We start from the raw sequence: 23,200 nt of genomic DNA, 5'->3' as shown, positions 1-23,200 counted from the left end.
ATTCATTTTCTCTAACCAGCGATTTTCAGTTAAAACAAGGCGAATCTACATGTCAATAGCTGGCCTATTGCAAATAAATTTAACGCAGTTAGCGCTGAAAATAGCTGCTCGAGATAGGTTTATTATCCAGAGTTCAGGTTAATTAGCCGTAATAAAATAATGAACCACACAACGTTTAATGTAGTGATCAATTAAACAAAGTACTGTAGAACGACAAAGTGAGCTTAATTAGTTAGCCGTGTACTGAATGAAGTCATAGTATGCCCAAGCAGAGCTTTGATAATACTGACCTGGAAAATAATAAGCTTGCTCTGAGTTATCACCATGCCAGTGATTAATCATCAACTTGGTGTTATCAACCGGCCATGCATAAGCAGGAATTTCGTTATTTGTTAAATTGCCATCACCATTGTCTTTATACATAACGCGAATTGTTTGCTCTGTACCTTGGCTATTATAAATAAACCAGCGTATTTGATTTACACTCCACTCAAATCCTATTTCTACTAACTCATTTTGAATGTTTACTCCAAACTGTGCTAAATCAATATCTTCTTCCCAACTTTGATATACCCCGCCATTTGGCTGATAAATAATATTGGTATGAACGACATTGCCAAGTGAAGGTAAAAATTCAATATCAATTTCTTGCCAAGCCCGTCCTGGCTCATCAAACCATGAGGTATAGGTAAAAATAGATGATACAGTCCCTGGGGTATTCCCTGTTTTTAATGCTCCTTGTACTTTGCCATAGGTTATCGTATTTGTACTTTGTAGCTCAGCACATTTGTTGTTATCAACTACCAGTGTTATGCCATGTGAGCTTGGTGAGATTAGACCTGGTTCAAATGTACAGCCAAATGGGCTGCCATTATCGCCTGTTCTGGGTGTCCATATTGATGAATCAAAACCCCATGTAAAATTATCTTTAAAACTATTAGCTAGTACATCAGGTACTAACAACGCACTTAGTAAAATGAATACGACTATTTTTTTATACATATTTAATGATCTCTATTAAGATTTAAATGCACGTCAAATACTGTAATTACACAACCGCTTAAAGCACAGGACGTACGTATTAATACTATATTTGACACTATAGGTTAAAAGTTAAACCCTACTTTTGCACCATAGTACCTAGGCATACCAAAACTGCCTTTAGCAAAGCCTTTAGAGGTACTGTTCCAATGCTGAACAGTTTCGTCACTGGCGTTACTAATGAACGCTTCTGCAAACCATTTTTGGCTTTGCGGTTCATATTTTAAAGAGGCATTAAACATTGCAAAGCTATCACGGGAGTCATCTATATAACGCGTGGCTTCATCAGAGATGGCAAACTCCATATCATCGAGGTGTTTATCAACGTTCCAAACTGTTGAATATGATTTATCTTTCCAACTTACATTAAACCAGCTGTGTATGAACCCGTATTCACCAAAATCAAAACTATGCGTGTAACTTAAATTAGCGGTAAATTTAGGCGTCATCGCCAAGTCATTGCCTTTTAAATTAGTTTGTAACAAAGGATTTTCAGGATTGAGTGAGTCCTCATAAGAAATATCAAATAAATACTCAGCATCGTAATCCCACTTTGTAAACCAGTCGTCTGTTACTTGAGCCTCTGTCCAGGTTACATATCCCGTAATTCGACCATTTGGATATGGCTTCCAATCAAATTCGAGCTCAATTCCTTTAATAGTAGAACCAGGTACATTTTGTGTGTAATACGCTATAACAGGCTGATTTATGTAATCTAATACAGGGTTTCCTGAGCCATCCAAAATAGGCCTACCATCATTATCCTCGACAGCAGAAAGACGCTCAACGTTACCAATAGAACCAACAGATGCATACTGCATGTCTGTGTAATCTGTGTAGAAAAATGCAGCTTGTAGATTTAACGAGTTATCAAAAAAGCTCGATTTAGCGCCTATTTCCCATGTTAATACTTCTTCTGGATCAAATTGCGTTTCGAATCGATTTACTTCAGAGGTTCTATCGTTTACTACTTCAAACACATCGCCAATACCACCGGCTTTAAAGCCGCTTGCTAAATAAGTATAAAGCATTGTATCGGGGCTCAAGTCGTAATCTAAACCCACTCTAAAGTCATGGTGCGTCCAACTGCCTTTGTTGTCATTTTCAAAAAATGATGCGTAAATAGTAGGATCTTCAAAGTAATCTGCTGGCAAGTTATTTAAATCAGTACGATTAAACCAACCCGGCGCGCAGCCATCTGCATTTGAGCAACGATAAGAGCGCCCGCCTTTATCTTCTTTTGTTTCATCACTAAAGCGATATCCCAGTGTGGCGTGCAGTTTGGGGGTTATTTTATACGTAGCTTGAGCAAAAAATGCGAATGCATCGGTTGATCTATCAGGTTGATCCCAAAATACTTTATCGTCCATTGGATTATCGTAATACCCGAGCGTTGTGGTTTTTTCGTGAAAATAGTTAACGCCCACAATCCAAGTAAGGTCAGTCATATCCGATGATTGTAGTTGCAGCTCTGTAGAATAAGATTTAGCGCCAGTACCGTCTAAAAAATAAGTTGCACCATCCCAAACATCTAAACCCGCTTCGCTATCTTGCTTTGAGGAGCGCTCCATGTCTTCAAAGCCCACTAACCACACTAAATCAAGATCGTCTGTTAATGCATAATTAAGAGTGTTACGTAAATACGTTATATCTAATTTAAGTTCACCGGGTACATTCACAACCGCTTGATATGCATTATCTGAAGGTAAAAAGTTTGAACAATCGCCACCGTACTCTGTTGGGCGACCTCGTAATTTATCGCAGTTTATCAAATCAACATTATTACCACTGTCGTTAACATATTTTTGAAATACGGTATGGTTGGTGAAATTACCATCTAAAGGCGACCATAACGTACTTACTCTAAATGAATACTCATTAGCACTATTATAAAAATCTGATTTGTCAGCTTCTGTTAACGCGCGAACTTGCTGCGACTCTGGGTTGGTACCAGCTGCATCTATCCACCAATTCTCTCGTTGAGTAAGTGTACTGCCAATGTTTTGATATGAATCTTGTGAAATAACGTCTGTATTTAGTACTGCATCACTTAATCTGCGAGTATCGTATTGGTTAGGATCGTAATAACCTTCCAAATAAGAATCACGTTTTAACCCTTTAGCTGCAATACGGACCGCAAAATCGTCGCTAACTGAAAAGTTATAAAAACCTTCCGCACTGCGTGTATTATATTTGCCCGCTTCTAACGTTACACTACCATAATCATCAGTAAAATCAGGTTTTGCAGAAATAACATTAATGCTACCAACGGTCGAATTTCTGCCAAACAGCGTACCTTGTGGTCCACGTAGTGCTTCAATACGCTCAACATCGTACATTAATGCTAAAGCACCTTGCATTCTTGGTGAATAAATTCCATCTAAATGCACGCCAACAGCAGGGTCGCCAAGTTCAGTAATATTGGTAGAGCGCACGCCTCGCATAGATATAACTGGTGCTGATTGATCTGTTGCCGTTGATATATCAAGCCCAGGTACAAGATTTGCTATATCCCTTATATTATTAACACCACTTTGTTTTAATTGTGCCGATGTTAACGCTGTAATTGCGACGGGTGTTTCCATTAACCTTGTTTTACGCTTAGTCGCCGTTACCGATATAACTTCTAATGCAGTGTCATTTTTTTTAACCTCGTTACTATTGCTTTGATCTGCTAAAGACTCTTGAGCAATACTAGGCAACGAACAAGCAAGTGCGATTGCCAAAGTTATTGTGTTTATTTTTTGCACGGGTATCACCTTTCAATTTGTGTGGGTTGTCAGAGGCATGTAAAACAGCTTTATTTACTACCTGTTAACAGGTTACAAATTAGTTACACCCATTGACTACCCTAATACGGTAAAGCGAAGCACTGGCAATACAACCCGAGTAAATTACACGTAAATAAAAATTAAGTTGTCATATTTATCATTATTAAATAACCTGAACTTTGGATAATAACTGCTTGAGATAAATAAGTTTAACTATCATTGTGGTTCAATATGTTCATAAATCTCTTAACCAGAATTCAGGTTAAATAGATATAAATTAACTAGAGCCTATTTACCTTTCGAGGTTAAATTTACAGCAGTATGTCTGGTTTTAGGCAAATTGGCGCTTATGGGTCGAGGTTATTCACCATAGGCGATGTAAGTCATTATATTAGCGCAGGAGCCGTTACCAGCTCCATTCGGTTACACACCTTACGCCTCGGTTAAGCCGCATTTAGATAAAACACATTTAAATCCTGAAAGATCAACCAGCCACAATAAAAGTGTTCCGATTGAGGTGAACATACGCTTTATGGATAATCAGATTTGATGAACTAAAAGCAAGGAGGTCAGCTTAACAACTCTTAGGTCACAGATACTAAAAAGCCATGGTTATAAACCATGGCTTTTAAATTTAAAAATATGAAAAATTACTATTTTAGTGCTTTTTTAACAACTGGGTAGTGATCCCATACTTGTTTATCACTGAGTGAGCGTACCAGCTTAATGTATTCTGCGTGTGTCCAAGCTAGAGGTGTTGCTGAATTAGTCCCTTCGCCCAGTGTATAACCTGCTTTGTTTACACCAACGCCGTCCCATACTTGCTCTGGTAACATCATGCCTTCATTGGCAAATTGCTCTAAGCCTTTAACATAGCTGTTTTTAATTTGCGCTTGTTTAGCATCATCCAGAGCGTTGTTCGCATTAGCTGCAGCTATTTCATAGTGACCACGCTCACCGGTGAAAAACGGCCATACACGACCACGTTGGCCTGGTGTATTACTGCCACCCTCTGCGTAATTAGTACCGGTTACTTCATCTTCGCCGTAGCCATCATTACCGTAGCGACGGTAGCCTGCAAATGTGCCGCTGCCGTCGTCAAAGCTAAAGCTGTATTTAACTTGTAGGTTATCTTCAAGCGTTTCGTCATCGTACTCAGGCAATGTTTTAACAATGCTTTCGTCGTTAGCACCACGTACGCCGTAGCGTACTAGTTCTAAGAAGCCGCCATCTAAAATTTGCTTTTTGTTAAAACCTTCACGGCCATTATTAGCGTTAATTTTAGTGTCTGAGTTTGCATCGGTATCTTGGCCTATACGAATAAAGTATTCACCATCACTATTTTCGCCTTTTAAGTTACCTTTAGTGGTAAACATTTGCGATTCAATATCGTTGTTATACTTTTTAGCCGTAGCTAGGTAGCGCTGTGCGTTTTTATCATCGCCACTAAGCGCTGCTATATCACTGGCTGTAACAAGGCCTGCTACTATTGCGGCTGTAGTTGAAGGCGAATAACCGCTTTGCTCTTCCCAGCGCTCTTGTTGTGTTGCCGGTGGTGTAATTTGCGTGTCGTTCCACAAAATTTTAGCAAGGCCGCCCTCGACTAAAAAATCCGCCGCTGGTTTTAACATACGTGCGTACCAGTCTTTAAGCTCGGCATCACTAAGTACATTTGCTTGGTGTAATTTCCACGCAAGCATAATTGGCATCGCAGTTTGATCAAGCTGTACACCCACCCATTCTAGTTCGCCATCGACATGTGTTTTTTGTAAAAACCAGCCTGTATCGCCATTGTTACCTGGCGTTTTGCTATTAACTTGAACTTTTTCAAGGTATTCGAATGCTATTTTTGCTGTAGCTGTATCACCCAGTGCCATAAATGCCATAGCTACTTGGTAGAAATCTCGTACCCACACGGCTTTATAACCAGTTGAGCCTGTTTTAGCCGATACGGTTTCGCCCCACGGATTAGACAACGACGCAATAAGCGCACCTGCGTGCGTTTTGTCTTCTTGTGCTTTTAATACCATTGCGCTGGTATAAAGTAACTTACCGTTATCGGCCGTTTGCCCCGTCATTTTATTAATAGGTGTAAGGCTTTGTAGGTAATCTTGCCAACCAAATGCCGCACCTTTACCATTGTAGTTATCAAGTACACTTTGATAACCTTTTGCTAATGTTTGGGCGCCCTGCTCTGCACTTTGTTGCTCGTTATGTGCAAAGCTCAGTACTAAATCAAACGTGGTATTACTTTCAATATTGCCAAGCTCAGCAAGTAAACTGACATTACCTGACTGCTCACCAGTATTGCTATAGCTGGTATTTAATGATTGTGACTTTTTAAGCTCATCCAAACCATCGCTTACACCCGTAAAGCCAACCGTTTTTGCGCCAAATTCAGTATTTGCTTGCAATGTTAAGTAGTTGTCACCTTGCCAAGCAACTAAACCTTGCTCGGTAGTTTTTGCAAAATCATCAAGGCCGTTATTATCAATATATGGATTTACCACAACATAGGCTTTAACGTCTTTAAGGTCGGTATTAAACACGCTACGAACAAATAAACTTTGCCCATCAGGATCGGTAAAAACGTGTTTTTCAAGAGTGAATCTGCCTTGTTTATCTTTACTTACTATTTTATAAGCAAGTGATAACGGACGGCCTTGCTCGTCTTTGTATAGATAATCAATAGTGACATCAAGATCGTCTGCTTCGCTAACAGTAAAGTCTTTTCCTGTTACCACAAATTGCATATCTTTTATTTGTGCTTGATGAATAAGGCCAAACATAGTTTCGGTGATCATGCCTTTAGCTATTGAAAACCAGACTTTTGATACTACACCTGTTGGTGCATCGCTTGTGTAATGACCATTTTGGTATTGCTCGTACGATGTGCCAATCCCTGTTTTACCTGCGTATGACCAAAACGGGTCGCTGCCCGGGGCACCAGGCGCAGTTGTTTTAGATGTTTGTACTGTTTGTGACTGATTCGTATTTTGAGCACCGCATGCAGTTAATCCAAGTGCTAATAATGAAATAGTAATTAGGTTATAGTTTTTCATTTTTTTACTCTTAATTAGAATTTTTAACGCGCATAACACCAATGGCTGCTAATACAAATGACGCAGCACCAATTAACAAAGCGTAAATGGGCTGATTAGAAAACACATGACTCAAAATAAGCCCTAAAATACTGGCTGCAAGTAGCTGTGGAATAACAATAAAGAAGTTAAATATTCCCATATAAACACCCATTTTATTACTCGGTAATGAGTTACTTAGCATTGCATAAGGCAGTGACAATATTGAAGCCCACGCAAAACCAACACCAATCATAGGAATAAGCAGCATTTTGGGGTCTGTTATAAACATAAAGCTGGCAAGGCCTAGTGCGCCTAGTAATAAGTTAAAACAATGCGCGCCTTTTAAGCCCATTTTTTTAACTAAAAACGGAATACACATAGCGGCAATAGCTGCAAAGCCATTGTAGGCGGCAAATAAAATACCCACCCAGTCTGCACCATCGTTAAATGCTTTAGAGGTTGCATCGCTACTACCATAATGAAAGCTTGTTACTGCTGCGGTGGTATAAATCCACATGGCAAATAAAGTAAACCAGCTAAAAAACTGCACCCATGCAAGATGCTTCATGGCTTCTGGCATTGTAAATACATCTTGTACTACTTGGTAAAAGCCCCCTTGAGTGTGATTTTTAGCTTTTAATAAACCAGCTATCCACTGCACAATGCCAAAGGCAAGTAAGCCACCCGCTAATAAATAAAGTTCTTTTTCAAGCGCTAAGCCCATCACTAGGGCAAGTGTTGCAAGGCCTAATACAACAAATATAATGCCGCCTTTATTGTAGTTAATATCAGCAATTTCAGCCGTTACAACTGGCCCTTTTTGTGCCTCAAATTTAGCTAATTGCTCAGGTGTGTATTCTTTTGTTTTTGCAACAGTCCACAACACAGCAGCTAGTAAAACAACGCCACCCCAGTAAAATGAGTACTTAACTGAGTCAGGTATTTCACCAATAGCTGCCGTGTTACTCACATCAAACCAATTTGTCATCATCCATGGCAGTGCTGATGCCAAAACTGCACCTATTCCAATAAAAAAACTTTGTAACCCGTAACCGGTAGCGCGTTGTTTTTCTGGCAAGTTATCACCAACAAGTGCTCTAAATGGTTCCATGGTTACGTTAATTGACGCATCCATAATCCACAACATACCAGCAGCAATCCACAATGTTGGCGAATGCGGCATAATAAACAATGCAATGGTTGTTAATATTGCACCCAAAAAGAAAAATGGACGACGACGACCAAAACGACACCACGTTTTATCACTCCAATAACCAATAATAGGTTGCACAATTAAACCGGTTAGCGGTGCTGCTACCCATAAAATGGGAATATCATCAACTTGTGCGCCTAATGTTTGGAATATTCGGCTCACGTTACCGTTTTGCAGGGCAAAACCAAACTGTATGCCTAAAAAGCCAAAACACATGTTCCATATTTGCCAAAAGCTTAGAGTTGGCTTGTCGCTATTATTTTGATTATTCATTATTAGCCTTATTTGTTAATACTGCGCTGCTAAATGCATCAAGTGTAAGTGTGAAGGTTGCGCCTTGAGACCCTGATGTAATCTCGGTGCTATGCTGCTCAAGTAAGTCATGCAATTGAGTGTATTCGCTGAGTCCCGCTAATTGCACTTTTGATAAATTAACCGTCATTGTTTGAGATTGTTCGCTAAAGTTACTTAATACGTAAAGCATTTGTTGGCCAAGTTTGCGGGTAAAGCCTACAACTCGCTCACTTCCTGTAACACTAAGCTCACTCATTTCACCGCCCACCACTGCAGGTAAACTATTAAGTGACAGAATGGCTTTATAGTAATCACGAAGTGCTGACTGCTCTTTTGTTAAATTAGCGCCGTCAAACTTACCGCTATTCATCCATGCTTGATGCGCTGGTACGCCAATGTAATCAAAAATACTGGTGCGGGTTGGTAAGCCAAAGCCTGCATATTCAGATCCATCCTCCCCTACATCTTGGCCAAAATATAATAAGGTTGGTGCACGGCTAATCAGGTTTGAAACCACCATGGCTGGTTTACCCCACTCGGCTTTGCCTGCAAAATCTGGGCTTGCGATACGCTGTTCATCGTGATTTTCTAAAAAGTGCAGCATGTGCTGTTCAATATCCGCAACCTGTTGCTGCGCATCAAAAATAGCGTTTGCAGGTTGCTTGCTTTGCATAATTGCTTTTAAGGTATCGTAAAAACCGACCTTATCGTATAAATAGTCCATTTTACCTTGATGGATATAAGCACGGTACATTTTTGGGTTGTAAACTTCGGCAAGTAAAAATGCATCAGGTTTTTGCATTTTTATTGATGAGTTTAAAAAGCTCCAAAATTCAACCGGCACCATTTCGGCCATGTCGTACCTAAAGCCATCAACACCTTTATCTAACCAAAAAAGCGCAATGTCTCTAAATTTGTACCAGCTGTTAGGGAGCTCTTTATCTTGCCAAAACGCGTAGTGAGCACGGTAATCTTTATTTTTGTATTCATTTGGTAACCCTACAAAGTCGTAGCTGCCATCAGGCTTTACACCGTAATTCACTTTTACTGTTTCGTACCAATCGTTCATATCTGGTTTTGGAGATCGAGCACCATTACCTGTCCATTTGGCGGGTGTTTCATCAAAAAAACCATCAACAAGAGGATGAGCATTCCCGCCTAGCACTTTATAGGTTGTAGAGGTAGGCACTTGAAATGACTGCCCAGGCACATAGTAAAAATTGTTGTTTTTATCGTACGTTTTACTGGTGTCGTCTTGCGCGCCAAAATCTTCAACCCCTTTAGGCTTTCCTAATGATTGATAATTTCGCGCAACATGGTTAGGCACTATATCAATAATGACTTTCATGCCATGGCTGTGCGTACGCTCAATGAGCTGGCTAAACTCTCCCATACGATTCGTCACGTTAATTGCTAAATCAGGATTTACATCATAATAATCTTTTATTGCATATGGCGAACCTGCACGGCCCTTTACTACATCGGGGTCATCTTGTGAGATCCCATAGTCGGTATAATCGCCTACTAACGCATGGTGTAACACACCGGTATACCAAACGTGCGTTGTACCTAGCTCTTTAATGCCTTTTAGGGCTGCATCGTTAAAGTCGGCAAATTTACCTACACCATTTTGCTCTTTAGTGCCCCATGAAACATTGGCTGTTTCAGTATTACCAAACAAACGGGTAAATACTTGATATACAACCGGCTTGGTAAGCTCATTTTGCATGTGTGCGGGTGTTTGTTGTTGTTCAGGTTTGTTGTTTTCTGAACACCCTGTAGCAATAAGTGCACTACAAAGTACTGCGGGTACATAAACTGATTTTTTCATTGTGTGTCTTTTTTGTCAGTATTGTTATTAACTTTATACTAAAGATTACTGCAGCAACCATACAGTTGCTGCATACGTATTCAGGTAAACTATTGAGAGGTATTTATAATTAATACCGTTGCACTCATTGCCGGTAAAGCAACTGTATTACCCAACACCTGTGTTTTGTGGGTGAATAAGTTTAGTGCTTTGGCATTTTTTGGTATTACTTCCTGCATATACTCAATATTCTTAGTGAGCTCTTTTGTGTTTTTATTCATAAATACCAACACAGTTTGCTCGTCGCTAATACGCGCGTAACTATACACACCTTGTTGAGGCGTAAAGTGCACAAGTTTTCCTTTATCAAGCGCAGTGCTACTTTTTCTAAAGTTAAGCAAGGTGCTAATTGTTTTATGCATCTCTTTTTGCTGTTTTGTTAGCCCCTCGCCCGTAAAGGCGTTACGAGTTTGGCCTTTAAATCCACCTGGGAAGTCTATTCTAATATCACCATGGTCTTTACTTGGGGTGTTATCTAATAGCACTTCCGTACCGTAGTACATTTGGGCTATACCTCGTGTGGTTAAAAACAAGGTCATTGCCATTTTAGTTTTGGCTTCGTCTTGGCCAAGTTCAGTGTAAACGCGGCTCATATCGTGATTATCTGCAAATACCATAATGTTATTGGTATCAGGGTATAAAAAATCATTAGCTAACGATTCATATACTTTAACCCAACCGGTGTTCCAACTTTCATCTTCATTTAGCGCTTGAATTACCGACTCTTGCAACGAAAAGTCCATAACGCTTGGTAGGCTTGACGTATAGCCATCTTGGTTATGCTTACCACGTTGCCAGTAAGAGGCAATAGCAGGGTTAGAGGTCCACTCTTCTCCTACAATATTAAAATCCGGATACTCTTGCATAATTGCTTTTGTCCAATCGCTCAAAAATGCTTTATCTGAGTAAGAGTAAGTATCAACGCGAATACCACTTAAATCTGCGTATTCAATCCACCAAATCGCATTTTGAGTTAAATATTCGCTTAAAAGTGGTTGGCGCTGGTTTAAATCCGGCATGCTGGCTACAAACCAGCCATCGTTAAACTGGCGTTTATCGTAATCGCTTGCGTGTGGGTCTTGAATTGTTTGGCGGGCATGGCTTGTCGCATTTTTACCATTTTCAAATTCGCCATTAAAGTTGATCCAATCTTTGCTCGGTTTATCCTTCATCCATGTATGCTCAGCACCAAAGTGATTAAGCACCATATCCATTACAAGACCAATCCCCTGCCCTTTGGCCTTTACTGAGAGCGATTTATAAAGTGAATTAGAACCCATGCGTGGGTCTACTTTATAAAAATCAGTAATAGCATAACCGTGATAAGAGTAATCGGGCATGTTGTTTTCAAGCACCGGCGTTAACCATAACTGCGTTACACCTAAATCTTTTAAATATGGCAATGCATTAATAACACCTTGTATATCACCACCGTGTCGCCCTCCTTTAAATGTTGGATTTACTTCCTCCAACATACCGCTCACGGTGTCATTTTGTTTATCGCCATTTACAAAACGGTCAGGATTAATTAAATACACAGTATCTTTACTGCTAAAACCTTCTCGCACAGCACTATTTTTTGTTCTCTCAAGTAAAGAGAAAATGAAATTATTCTTACCATTGCTATTAAATTTTAATGTGCCTGCTTGGGCTGTATCGCTAATGGCTATATGTAAAAATACGTAATTAGGGTTTTCGGTGCGCGTAATATTGGCCAGCTCAACTCCTTGATAAGGTAAAAGCTTAAATTGGGTGTTTGCAATGTTTTGTTCATGCAACATTAGCGTAATTGTATTTTTTTTCATGCCCACCCACCAATTAGCTGGTTCAACGCTAAGAGCATAAGACATGCTTGGTATAGTATATAAACAGAGTAAGAGTATTTGCTGTATAAATCGCATTATGACGCCCTTTTAATACTGGCTAAAAATTCTTTGTGGGTAGGAAGTTTTTCAACTGTCGAATTTACTAATGTCTTTAAACTAATAAACAAATCACTTAACTGCTCGTCCGTAAACGAATTAGCAATAGTGCAATAGTCATCAGGTATTAAGCCTTGTCCAATCATCACTTGCTGCCATGCTATTTCGGCAAATAACTCATTATTTTCACGAATCACCTTACCTGTTTGTTTAAATAGATTAAGTTTATGGATCAGTGAATCCGGTATATCCATTTGGATGCATTGACGCCAAAATGCGGAGTCTTCGCGCACAGTAAGTTTGTAATGCAAAATAATAAAATCGCGCATGTGCTCTATTTCTGTCACGCTTTGTTTATTAAACTCGATTGCTAACGCACCGCTAATACCATGGTGCGGAAATAATTTAATCAGCCGCGTAACTGCGCTTTGAATTAGGTGAATGCTTGTAGATTCCAATGGCTCTAAAAAGCCACTTGATAAACCAACCGCGACTACATTTTTATGCCATTGCTTTACACGTCTACCTGTTTTGAATTTAATAAATCGAGGTTCTGTTATTGGATCTGCGGGTAAGTTATTAAGCAACAACGCCTTTGCGTCTTCATCCGATAAATAACGACTACAATAAACCAAGCCATTGCCTATTCGGCTTTGTAGCGGAATTTGCCACTGCCAACCGGCACTGTGCGCAATTGCTTGCGTATAAGGTTTTAATTCATCGTTTGATTTTGTTTGTACTGCAATGGCACTATCGCATGGTAAATAATGAGACCAATCTACAAATCCGGTATTGAGTGTTTTCTCAATAAGCAACGCACGTAACCCTGTGCAATCTATAAATAAATCACCGTTGATTTGCTTATTATCATCGAGTATGAGTGTTTCTACATTACCCGTTGCTAAACATTGTGTAACCTCACTAATTTTGGCATCAATGTGTTTTACACCACGCGATATTGCCAGCTTTTTTAAATATTCAGCGTAAAGTGTGGCGTCAAAATGATAAGCGTAACTTAGCCCAGGTAATTGGGTATTGGGTATTGTGTTTAAGGGAGCAAATTTATGCTGTTTAGCGGCTTGGTAATTTAACGAAAAATCCCATAAATCGTCTTCGCAACCCGTGATTCGACCTTTTAACCAAAAGTTATAAAAGTCGCAAAACGGGAAGTCTTTTCCAATCGGGCCAAACGCATGCATATAACTGTGCGTTGGTTTTTTCCAGTTTTCGAATTCAATACCGAGTTTAATTGTTGCGTTGGTTTCGTTTATAAACTCTTTTTCGTTAATGCCTAATGCGTTATTAAGTTGGATAATAGGTGGTATGGTTGCTTCTCCAACTCCCACGGTGCCAATAGATGATGACTCTATCAATGTGATATTAATTACTTTACCTAACACTTTATTAAGCAGTGCTGCAGTTATCCAACCTGCGGTACCACCGCCTGCGATCACGACGTGTTTTATTGATTTCATCTTATTATCCACGTTTTATTAAATCAAAGTATGATTAAAAAGTTAGGTAAAGTAGCTATAAAAAAGCCCTTGTAAAATAAATCACAAGGGCTTCTACACACAATTTTTATTATAGCTTGTAGCTAAAGCCTAACAAGTAAGTGCGACCGTAATCTTGGTAGTCACGTACTTGTAAATTGTTATCACCCGAAAGCGAAGTAAATGGCTCTGCGGTTAAGTTTTGAATTTGGAATGTAACAGATAACCCTTCCAGACCTTGTAAGCCAGATTCAGCAAAATCATATCCAGTTTGAATATCCCAAATTGTTTCGCCTTTAATATCTACTTGCGTAGCCGCAAGTCCTAAGCCGTTAACATTACCTTTAAAGTCAGAGCGTTTACGCATACTTGTACGCGCTTGAAAGCCATTTCTTTCGTAATAAAAAGTTAAGCTATCGATCTTCTCTGATAAACCTGGCAGTTCATATTCATTCCCATTTTGATCTTCAATATCTTGCTCTACACCAGTATGGCTGGCAATTAAGCCAAAGCCTTCCAGTGATGAACTAAATATACTCAATGGTAAAGAAAGAGATAGCTCGTAACCCCAAAGGTCACCTCCGCCACCATTTACTTTGCCTGAGCCAGAACCTTGGCTATTTGCTGGTATTTCACCTGTTGATGGATTAGCGACACCAGTCATATCTATTGCGTAGTTACCGTCAAAAATCCAAGTAGAAATATCTTTATAGAAATACGCTGCTGCAAAATAACCTTCTTCATGAAAATAGTTTTCATAGCTTAAATCAAAACCAGTGGCTTCTTTAGGCTCAAGCTGCGGATTACCACCAGATACACTCCAGTTATTACCGTTAGAGTCTTGAGTTGGGCTATATGTTGCATTTACAGAAGCGTTCATTTCATCTAAACGAGCACGTGAAATAGTTTTAGCTGCACCAAAACGAACCGTTTGTTCTTCATCTATTGCAAATGATAAGTTTAAGCTAGGTAATACATGCGAGTAATCATGGCTAATGTCTGTTGGAGATACAACAACTAAACCGTTTTCGGTCGTCGCAGCAGAACCTTGTGAGGATTGTTCCGTTTTAACATAACGCACACCAACGTTACCTGAAACAGGAATTGAACCTAGTTCAGTATTAATATCTGCTTGCAAAAATAAAGCTGTAACTTGTTCTTGTACTGTCCAAGACTGCGTTTTATGTTTTTGATCTGTTAAGCTCTCTTGTAGGAGATTGTAGTAACCGTCATTAACCAGACCATTAGTGTCATAAGCAATCATATTACCCATACCAATAAAGTCTAAACTTGCAGTGCCCAAACGGTATTTTTCAGGTACTGAGACCATTCCTGGGTTATCAAGTGAAAAATCTTTCAAAGTCATAAAATAACCTTCTGACTTTTTAGTTTTTTCACGGTCACGGTACGAAATACCAAATTTAATAGCGCTTATGTAGTCATTTTCAAGCACTTTGCTAGCAGCTAACTTTAATGTTTGAAGCTCATCATTAATTTCTGGTGCGTTGATGAAGCCATCTTGTGCTGTATTTTGGTAAGGCGTATCATTTAGGCCGTATTTATCATTTAACGCAGAGCTTGCGCCCCAAGATAACGGTCCACCTAGTTGAATTAAGTTATAGTCACTGTAATCAAGTTCATGGGTAAATTGCGCGCCCGTGTTGCCACCATTAAAGGTATAACCTAAGTTATCAGCAACACCATTACTGTCTCCGCGACCAGTTCCTGAGTAGCTTTCTATACTCCAAAGCTGACGTTCTACTTCAGATACACTTGCATCAAACTCTACAGACCATGCATCATTAATATCGTATTTTGTATTAAAACCGAATTGCTTTAGTTCAGCATTACGTTCTTCATAATCATTTCGAACAACAACACGCTGGCCTTGTTGCAGCTTAGCGCTAGTAATAAAACCAGAGTCTTCGTCTACAATAACACTGTTTGGATCTATACTACCTTGACCCCATGCAAATGGAATTTCAATACCGCGTAAAATTCTTTCGTCAGAAAAATCAACATATAATGCATCGAATGTCATATTCAAGCGATCATTCGGAGATGCTTCTATAACCAGCATTGCTGAGTCACGATCTAATGTAGATGAACGCACATAAGGTTTAGCGCCACCTAGTATTGAGCTATATGGACCAACCGTTGTATCGTCTTTAAGCTTATTTTCAGAAACACTGTAATCAGGATAACCCCACGAATTCCAACGCTTTTCTTGGTTTGGAGAACTCATTTTGTTATACGCGAATGCCACACCAATAGTGTCATCTGCAAATTGGTCAATATACGAAAAAGTACCGCGGAAACCTTGGTTATCGCCATCTGGGTTTAACTTGTCAAAGCTTGTTTTTTCAAGCTGACCATTAAACATAACAACACGTTCACCTTTACTTAAAGGCTTAACCGTTTGCATGTCAATGACACCAGCAATACCTTCGGCTTCAATACTGGCATTAGGTGTTTTATAAACAGTAACACCGCTCATTATTTCAGATGGGTAAAGATCAAACTCTACGCCTCGGTTGTCACCAATAGACACTTGCTCACGGCCATTAAAAGTGGTCGCACTTTCATCTTCACTAAAACCACGAACACTCACACGACTTGCTCGGCCATCTAAACGTTGTGCAGTTAAACCTGGTAAACGTGCAATAGACTCAGCAATAGACGAATCAGGTAGCTTACCTATATCTTCTGCAGAAATAGATTCTACAACCTGTGTAGAAAAGCGTTTAGTGTTTATAGATTCAATTAAGCTGCCACGAAAGCCTTTAACCTCGATAACCTCTACGTCATCTTTTTTTATTGTATTTTCTTGAGCAGCTAGTGTTGCAAAGCTTGATAAGCCTGCAGCTGTTAATGCCAAAGTTAATATACTTGGTTTGAACATAGACATAATGTTTCCCGTTACCCATATTGTGATACCCGCATTCATTGTTTGAGTGATAGTCAAACAGGCGAGCTAATTTTGTTGTCAGGATGAATATTAACGCCAGCTTTATTTTATTAACAACTTTATGCATACGTATTCAACCGTTACAGAAGGATTTAACATTAACATAAACTTGAAAAAATAAAGACTAACCAATTGATTTGATTACATATAAAAACAAATAAAATCAATTGAAAAACATTGCTCGTTAAATTTACTCTATTAACAGTTAATAGCTCACTGACCTTGATGTAAACAAAGTGAAACTAATTAGTACCGCTATGAAAAATAAGAACTATCAAACATCAACCAAGTGTTGAATTGGTCAGACCATTAAAGGTGAAACATAAAATATATTTCCCTTATAGGACAAGCTATTAGGTTTAGTTCGAGTAAGAAAATAGCTAAATTATATAATTGGTAAACAAAAAAACACACAAATCGAACATTTTTAATGATGCCTAAGTACTTATTTTTAATAATTTAATTGTATTAATTTTAGTGCATACGTATGCAGGCTTTTTACAGTGTTCAAGGCTTCACGTATGCTTTTTCAAATAACGTGATTAATCTTAATCACAAATAAGAATAGTCTAAGTACTGTGTGGAATGACGGAGAAAAGCATGACCCAAAAGCAGTGGTATAAAGGTGCGGTTATTTATCAGGTTTATCCGCGTAGCTTTCAAGATAGCAACAACGATGGTATTGGTGATTTAAAAGGAATTATTAATCGTATTGATTACATTAAAAGCTTAGGCGTTGATGCTATTTGGATTTCACCTTTTTTCAAATCGCCAATGAAAGACTTTGGCTACGATATTAGTGACTACCGCGACATTGACCCGCTTTTTGGTGATTTAAATGATTTTGATGAGCTAATAAGCCAAGCCCATGATCGTGATATTAAAATAATTATTGATCAGGTATTAAGTCACACCTCTGATCAACATCAGTGGTTTTTAGATAGCCGCGATAATTTAATAAACGATAAAGCCGACTGGTATGTTTGGGCCGATGCAAAAGAAGATGGTACAGCGCCAAATAACTGGCTTTCTATTTTTGGTGGTGGGGCTTGGCAGTGGGAACCTCGTCGCGGGCAATACTACTTGCATAATTTTTTAACCGAACAACCGGATCTTAACTTTCATAATCCAGATGTAAGAAAAGCAGTGCTTGATAATGTAGAGTTTTGGCTTAAAAAAGGCGTTGATGGTTTTAGACTCGATGCTATTAATTTTTGTTATCACGATGCACGACTACGCGATAATCCAGCTAAACCAAAAGATAAGCGTCAAGGCCGTGGTTTTAGTGAAGATAATCCGTATGCGTTTCAGTACCATTATTACAACAATACTCAGCCAGAAAACATTGAGTTTATGCAAGATATTCGTGCATTACTTAATAAATACCCAGGTACTGTATCGCTTGGCGAAATCTCATCAGAAGATTCATTAGCTACAATGGCGCAGTACACCCAAGGTGGCGACAAACTGCACATGGGTTATAGCTTTGAGCTATTAACAAATGATTACTCAAGTGAATATATTAGAACTACGGTTCAAACCCTAGAACAACATATGCTTGAGGGCTGGCCATGCTGGGCATTTAGCAATCATGACGTAGAGCGCGTAGCAAGCCGCTGGAGCGAAAACGGCAAAATCAATTCTCAGCAATGTAAAATGTTAACCGCCCTACTTGCTTCTCTTCGCGGCAGCGTGTGTATGTACCAAGGTGAAGAATTAGGGTTAGGTGAAGCAAGTGTTGCCTTTGAAGACTTACAAGACCCGTATGGCATAACGTTTTGGCCTAACTTTAAAGGGCGTGATGGCTGTAGAACGCCAATGCCTTGGGAGCAAACTGGATCGCAGCACGCTGGGTTTAGTGAAGCCAAGCCTTGGCTCCCAGTAGATGATGCACACAAAAAACAATCAGTTGCGATGCAAACAAATGATAACAACTCAATTTTAAATGCCTACCGTGAATTTATGACCTGGCGAAAAAAGCAAACGGTTTTGCTTGAGGGTGATATTGAGTTTATTGAAACGCCTGAGCCTATGCTTGCTTTTTATAGAACCCTTGGAACGCAAAGAATGCTTTGCATGTTTAATCTAAGCTTTCAACAAGCAAGTATTGATATGCCAACATCAATCGTTAAAGAATATACTGAGCTTAGCCATCACAGCGCAAAATTAAGCCAAGATACACTAACGCTTGAGCCTTACGCTTGCTTTTATGCAGAGTGTTAATGACATCAATAATTACACTTAATGTTACAGCTAAGCTCTAAACATAAAAAGCCCAAGTAAATTACTTGGGCTTTTTTGTACATTTAATTTTTCTAATGACTTTGGGTTTTACTGTTTAAGTAATCAGTTAGCGCAAATAGAACACCAGACATAACAAACGTAATATGAATAATCACCTTCCACAGTAATTCATCGTTTGGGTATGCACCTGAGTTAATAAATACTTTTAATAATTCAACAGCTGAAATAGCCACGATTGCGCTTATTAGTTTCATTTTTAGCCCTGAAAAACCGACTTTCCCCATCCAAGATGGTCTGTCTTCATGATTATCAATATCAAGCTTTGAAACAAAGTTTTCGTAACCGCTGAATGTAATGATTAGTAATAGCCCTGCTAATAGTGCGGTATCAACTAAGGTTAAAATGCCAACAAGTAATTCTTGATTAGTTGCTGAAAACGTCGCAATACCCATTAAATAAAGCTGTTTAAAAAATTTTATTAGTAACAATACAACTGCAAAGAGTAAACCAACAAAAAATGGGGCCAGAAGCCAACGTCCTTTAAAGATAAAAGATTCTAACGCATGCTCTAATTTATTCGCTTGGCGTGGCTTTTTTTGAGGTGTATGTGATGACATTTTTTGGTCTTTTAATTTAAAAAAGCGACCTTAGCTTATAACTCACAACAACACAATGATGTGAAAATACCGATAAATGAATTACTCATCTTCACGATAAAAATATTTCGTTATCTTTTATCTCAATTTCGTTTAAAAATCAGCATACCAACAGAATTGTTCTGTACTGGGCACTATTGTTTTACGCTTCAACTTAAATAGCGTAATTCAGTCGTCACACCATTTTTTTAGGAATAAACGAATGAACAAAGCATTGCTAGCATTAATCGTAGCACCTTTATTTGCAGTATCTGCAACTTACGCAGTAGCAGACGATGCGACAAACGCCTCAGCCGAAACAATAAAAGAATACACAGAAATGTGTGTTAACTGGGCTAAAGATGACGACGTAAGTAATGAAGATCTAAATGCATACGTATTAAAGTGTGTAAATGATGAACTTGAATCAGAAGGATACAAGAAAATATCTTCTGTAAAAATTTAATAATATTCATACCAATCTGCTTGTATATGTGGTCTATTTAACGATAAGAAAATCGCGCTAGAACTAAGCAAAAATTTTGTATCTAGTTGTTCTAAATAAAAATTTTTAACAACGTTGTAGAGTGATTTAATTCGATAAATTGTTCAAATATTTATGCAGGTTGGTATTATATGTGCGGCTAACAAAGCCATTGCGAAGTACATATAAATAGATAAAAAAAACCGGAATCGACACAAGCTGTGCGTTCCGGTTTTTTTAGCTTTTAAAAGCGATGAATAAGCGATTATTTACTTATTCAGCCTCTTTTTTTGCTTTTGGCTTAGCCTTTGCTTTAGCAGGGGCTTTTTTAGCCGCTGGTTTCTTTTTAGGTGCTGCTTTTTTCTTCGCTTCTTCTGTCCATTTACCCGCTTCATAATGAGCAGTCCAGCCGGTAGCTTTACCGTCAACTTCAGTCATAACATACTGAGATTTATTTTTACGGCTATAGCGTACAACAGCAAGATTACCATCAGGATCTTTAGCTGGTGCATCTGCTAAATAATAAAACTTAGGCGAAATGCGGTCTCTAAAGCGTTTTAACTCTTCTACCTTAGGTGCACGTGTTTCACGTGACTTAGGAAAAGTATTTGCGGCTAAAAATATACCCGCAGCGCCATCACGTAAAACAAAATACGCATCTGATTTTTCACATTCTAATTCAGTAATGTGAACAGGATCTTCTTTTGGCGGCGCTGCTTCGCCATTTTTAAGTAGCTTACGAGTATTTTTACATTCTTCGTTATTACAGCCAAAGTACTTACCAAAGCGACCCGATTTAAGCTCCATGTCCGAACCACATTTATCACATTCGATAATTGGTCCATCATAGCCTTTAATTTTAAAGGTACCTTCCTCAACTACGTGGCCTTTACATGCGGGGTTATTACCACACACGTGCAATTTACGAGTTTCGTCAATTAGGTATGAGTCCATTGCTGTTTCACAAATTGGACAACGCTTCATTTGCATTAACTTTTCAGTTTCTACATCTTCAACATCTGCAGCTACAGCTTCATCACCCGATACCAAGTTCATCGTTGTAGTACAACGCTCTTTTGGTGGAAGGCTATAACCAGTACACCCTAAGAAAACACCGGTTGAGGCCGTGCGTATACCCATTTTTCTGCTACACGTAGGGCATTCAATATCTGTTTCAACCATCTCGTTAAGACGCATACCACCTTGTTCTGGCTCATCTTTGGCGACAGTTAGTTGCGTTGAAAAATCAGCATAGAATTTATCAAGTACTTCAGTCCAAACGCGCTCGCCTTCCGCGATATCATCTAGCCGACCTTCCATTTTAGCGGTAAAGTCAAAATTCATTAAATCTGTAAAGTTTTCAACTAAACGATCGGTAACAATTTCACCCATTTTTTCAGCGAAGAAACGGCGATTTTCAACACGTACATAACCACGGTCTTGAATCGTTGAAATAATAGATGCGTACGTAGAAGGACGACCGATACCTCGTTTTTCAAGCTCTTTAACCAAACTCGCTTCACTAAAACGCGCAGGCGGCTTGGTAAAATGTTGCTTAGGATCAAGTTCAACAAGAGTCAGTGTTTCACCTAATGTAACCGGTGGTAATGATTGATCTTCTTCATTCTTTTTGCGAATTGCAGGTTGCACTTTAGTCCAACCATCAAAGCGTAATACGCGACCCTTTGCTTTGAGCTGAAAATCGTTTGCTGCAACAGTCAAAGTAGTTAGATCATATTCTGCAGGCACCATTTGACATGCAACAAATTGACGCCAAATAAGCTCGTATAATTTTTTAGCATCAGCGTCAACGCCTTCAATGTGACCAGAAAGCACTGTTACACTTGATGGACGAATAGCCTCATGCGCTTCTTGTGCATTGCCTTTAGAACTGTAGTTAATCGGATCTTTTGGTAAATATTTTTCACCAAATTGCTCGGTTACATATTCACGACACATAGCAACTGCATCTTTTGACAGATTAGTTGAATCGGTACGCATATAAGTAATGTAACCACCTTCATACAAACGCTGAGCAAGCATCATGGTCTTTTTAACGCCATAACCTAAACGTGTACTCGCCGCTTGTTGCATTGTTGAAGTAATTAAAGGCGCACTTGGGCGACTCTTACTTGGTTTTTCTTCAACATTAACAACTTTATATTCGGCATTCTCAAGGCTTTTAACTGCTGCGCTAGCCTGAGCTTCATTTACTGGCTTAAATGGCTTGTCGTCTTGTTTGGTTACTTCTAAACGTAACTCTGACTCTGTGTTTTTAACATCAGCATGAATATCCCAAAACTCTTCTGGTATAAATGCCTTAATTTCACGTTCACGTTCAACCAATAAACGCACTGCAACTGACTGAACTCGACCTGCAGAAAGTCCGCGAGCGACTTTTGCCCACAGTAATGGCGACACCATAAAGCCTACAACGCGATCTAAGAAGCGTCGCGTTTGCTGAGCAAAAACCATATCGGTATTTAACTCACCCGGCGTTTCGAACGCTTGTTGAATCGCATTTTTAGTAATTTCGTTAAAAACTACGCGTTTATACTTTTCAGGCTCTCCACCAATGATTTCTTGAAGGTGCCAAGCAATCGCTTCCCCTTCTCTATCCAAATCCGTTGCGAGATATATTTGATCTGCATTTTCTGCCAGTTTTTGTAATTCTTGGACAACTTTTTCTTTACCCGGCAATATTTCGTAATGCGGTTCCCAGCCTTGTTCAGGGTCAATTCCCATACGTGCGACTAAGTTGGTATAATCTCGTTGTTTTTTATACGCTGCTTTTTCTTCAGGTGGCAATTTACGAACTTCTGCTGGCGTTTTAGTTGCCGGCACTTTAGCTTTGCTCGAACCCGAAGTAGGTAAATCTCGTACATGTCCAATACTAGACTTTACGATGAAATCATTACCTAAATATTTATTAATTGTTTTAGCCTTAGCAGGTGACTCTACAATTACTAGCGATTTGCCCATAGTTGCCTATTTCTAACCAAATATTAAAAATGTGTTTACCGCTCTAAGCGGCGCGAATATTTATAGGTATATCTACAAACACTAGTTGTTACAAGCTTTTAATACAAACTTTTCAGTATTTACTGAATAAACGAACAATTTCTGTTGCTAATTTAAACAAACAGGTGTTTTTAGAATAATTGTTGTGGAATATATAGAAC

The 23,200-nt window shown here is 39.0% G+C and carries 12 protein-coding genes; 2 read left to right on the top strand and 10 right to left on the bottom strand.

Annotation, left to right across the window (positions count from 1 at the left end; genetic code table 11):
* Positions 1–228: 228 nt before the first annotated feature.
* The 8 genes from AOR04_RS07830 to AOR04_RS07795 all read right to left on the bottom strand — a co-directional run bounded on the left by AOR04_RS07830 (position 229) and on the right by AOR04_RS07795 (position 16,595).
* Entirely contained in the window at positions 229–1,002 is a 774-nt protein-coding gene (locus AOR04_RS07830) for a family 16 glycosylhydrolase (protein ID WP_096792968.1), read from the bottom strand.
* Positions 1,003–1,106: 104 nt separating this feature from the next.
* Complete coding sequence (locus AOR04_RS07825; protein ID WP_096792967.1) at positions 1,107–3,791, bottom strand: TonB-dependent receptor; 2,685 nt, start codon at positions 3,789–3,791, stop codon at positions 1,107–1,109.
* Between the two features lie 674 nt (positions 3,792–4,465).
* A complete protein-coding gene (locus AOR04_RS07820) occupies positions 4,466–6,874 on the bottom strand; it encodes a glycoside hydrolase family 15 protein (protein WP_096794102.1) in 2,409 nt (802 codons plus the stop codon).
* A gap of 10 nt (positions 6,875–6,884) precedes the next feature.
* The gene (locus tag AOR04_RS07815; protein ID WP_096792966.1) at positions 6,885–8,381 is read right to left on the bottom strand and encodes an MFS transporter; all 1,497 of its coding nucleotides are present in this window, start codon (positions 8,379–8,381) and stop codon (positions 6,885–6,887) included.
* The gene (locus AOR04_RS07810; RefSeq protein WP_096792965.1) at positions 8,374–10,233 is read right to left on the bottom strand and encodes an alpha-amylase family protein; all 1,860 of its coding nucleotides are present in this window, start codon (positions 10,231–10,233) and stop codon (positions 8,374–8,376) included. The genes AOR04_RS07815 and AOR04_RS07810 overlap by 8 nt, the downstream gene beginning before the upstream one ends.
* 89 nt (positions 10,234–10,322) lie before the next feature.
* Positions 10,323–12,122, bottom strand: coding sequence for a glycoside hydrolase family 13 protein (locus tag AOR04_RS07805; protein WP_442960154.1), 1,800 nt, complete (start codon positions 12,120–12,122; stop codon positions 10,323–10,325).
* Between the two features lie 50 nt (positions 12,123–12,172).
* Positions 12,173–13,669, bottom strand: a complete 1,497-nt coding sequence (locus tag AOR04_RS07800; RefSeq protein WP_096792963.1) for a tryptophan halogenase family protein — start codon at positions 13,667–13,669, stop codon at positions 12,173–12,175.
* Between the two features lie 109 nt (positions 13,670–13,778).
* Positions 13,779–16,595 carry a TonB-dependent receptor gene (locus AOR04_RS07795; RefSeq protein ID WP_096792962.1) on the bottom strand — a complete coding sequence of 939 codons (2,817 nt, stop codon included), beginning with the start codon at positions 16,593–16,595 and terminating at the stop codon, positions 13,779–13,781.
* Positions 16,596–17,255: 660 nt separating this feature from the next.
* Here AOR04_RS07795 and AOR04_RS07790 point away from each other — a divergent pair.
* The gene (locus tag AOR04_RS07790) at positions 17,256–18,878 is read left to right on the top strand and encodes an alpha-glucosidase family protein (RefSeq protein WP_096792961.1); all 1,623 of its coding nucleotides are present in this window, start codon (positions 17,256–17,258) and stop codon (positions 18,876–18,878) included.
* A gap of 92 nt (positions 18,879–18,970) precedes the next feature.
* Here the strand turns inward: AOR04_RS07790 and AOR04_RS07785 are convergent, their stop codons facing one another.
* On the bottom strand, positions 18,971–19,516 hold the full coding sequence (locus AOR04_RS07785; protein WP_096792960.1) for a TIGR00645 family protein: 546 nt from the start codon (positions 19,514–19,516) through the stop codon (positions 18,971–18,973).
* Between the two features lie 241 nt (positions 19,517–19,757).
* Between AOR04_RS07785 and AOR04_RS07780 the strand changes: the two genes are divergently transcribed.
* Entirely contained in the window at positions 19,758–20,000 is a 243-nt protein-coding gene (locus AOR04_RS07780) for a hypothetical protein (protein ID WP_007375379.1), read from the top strand.
* Between the two features lie 291 nt (positions 20,001–20,291).
* On the opposite strand, the gene topA is transcribed toward AOR04_RS07780, so the two are convergent.
* Positions 20,292–23,000 (bottom strand): type I DNA topoisomerase, encoded by a 2,709-nt coding sequence (gene topA, locus AOR04_RS07775; protein ID WP_008134073.1) that lies wholly within the window; start codon positions 22,998–23,000, stop codon positions 20,292–20,294.
* Between the last annotated feature and the right edge of the window lie 200 nt (positions 23,001–23,200).

Origin of the sequence: Pseudoalteromonas sp. 1_2015MBL_MicDiv (assembly GCF_002407505.1) — a bacterium.
In the GTDB taxonomy this organism is placed as follows: Bacteria; Pseudomonadota; Gammaproteobacteria; order Enterobacterales; family Alteromonadaceae; genus Pseudoalteromonas; species Pseudoalteromonas fuliginea.
This window is presented reverse-complemented; position numbering and strand designations above follow the sequence as displayed.

What these genes read in the sequence shown, in the direction of transcription:
- AOR04_RS07830 (WP_096792968.1), bottom strand. Translation starts at nt 1,002, where the DNA reads ATGTATAAAAAAATAGTCGTATTCATTTTACTAAGTGCGTTGTTAGTA.
- AOR04_RS07820 (WP_096794102.1), bottom strand. Translation starts at nt 6,874, where the DNA reads ATGAAAAACTATAACCTAATTACTATTTCATTATTAGCACTTGGATTA.
- AOR04_RS07815 (WP_096792966.1), bottom strand. Translation starts at nt 8,381, where the DNA reads ATGAATAATCAAAATAATAGCGACAAGCCAACTCTAAGCTTTTGGCAA.
- AOR04_RS07810 (WP_096792965.1), bottom strand. Translation starts at nt 10,233, where the DNA reads ATGAAAAAATCAGTTTATGTACCCGCAGTACTTTGTAGTGCACTTATT.
- AOR04_RS07805 (WP_442960154.1), bottom strand. Translation starts at nt 12,122, where the DNA reads ATGTCTTATGCTCTTAGCGTTGAACCAGCTAATTGGTGGGTGGGCATG.
- AOR04_RS07800 (WP_096792963.1), bottom strand. Translation starts at nt 13,669, where the DNA reads ATGAAATCAATAAAACACGTCGTGATCGCAGGCGGTGGTACCGCAGGT.
- AOR04_RS07795 (WP_096792962.1), bottom strand. Translation starts at nt 16,595, where the DNA reads ATGTCTATGTTCAAACCAAGTATATTAACTTTGGCATTAACAGCTGCA.
- AOR04_RS07790 (WP_096792961.1), top strand. Translation starts at nt 17,256, where the DNA reads ATGACCCAAAAGCAGTGGTATAAAGGTGCGGTTATTTATCAGGTTTAT.
- AOR04_RS07785 (WP_096792960.1), bottom strand. Translation starts at nt 19,516, where the DNA reads ATGTCATCACATACACCTCAAAAAAAGCCACGCCAAGCGAATAAATTA.
- AOR04_RS07780 (WP_007375379.1), top strand. Translation starts at nt 19,758, where the DNA reads ATGAACAAAGCATTGCTAGCATTAATCGTAGCACCTTTATTTGCAGTA.
- topA (WP_008134073.1), bottom strand. Translation starts at nt 23,000, where the DNA reads ATGGGCAAATCGCTAGTAATTGTAGAGTCACCTGCTAAGGCTAAAACA.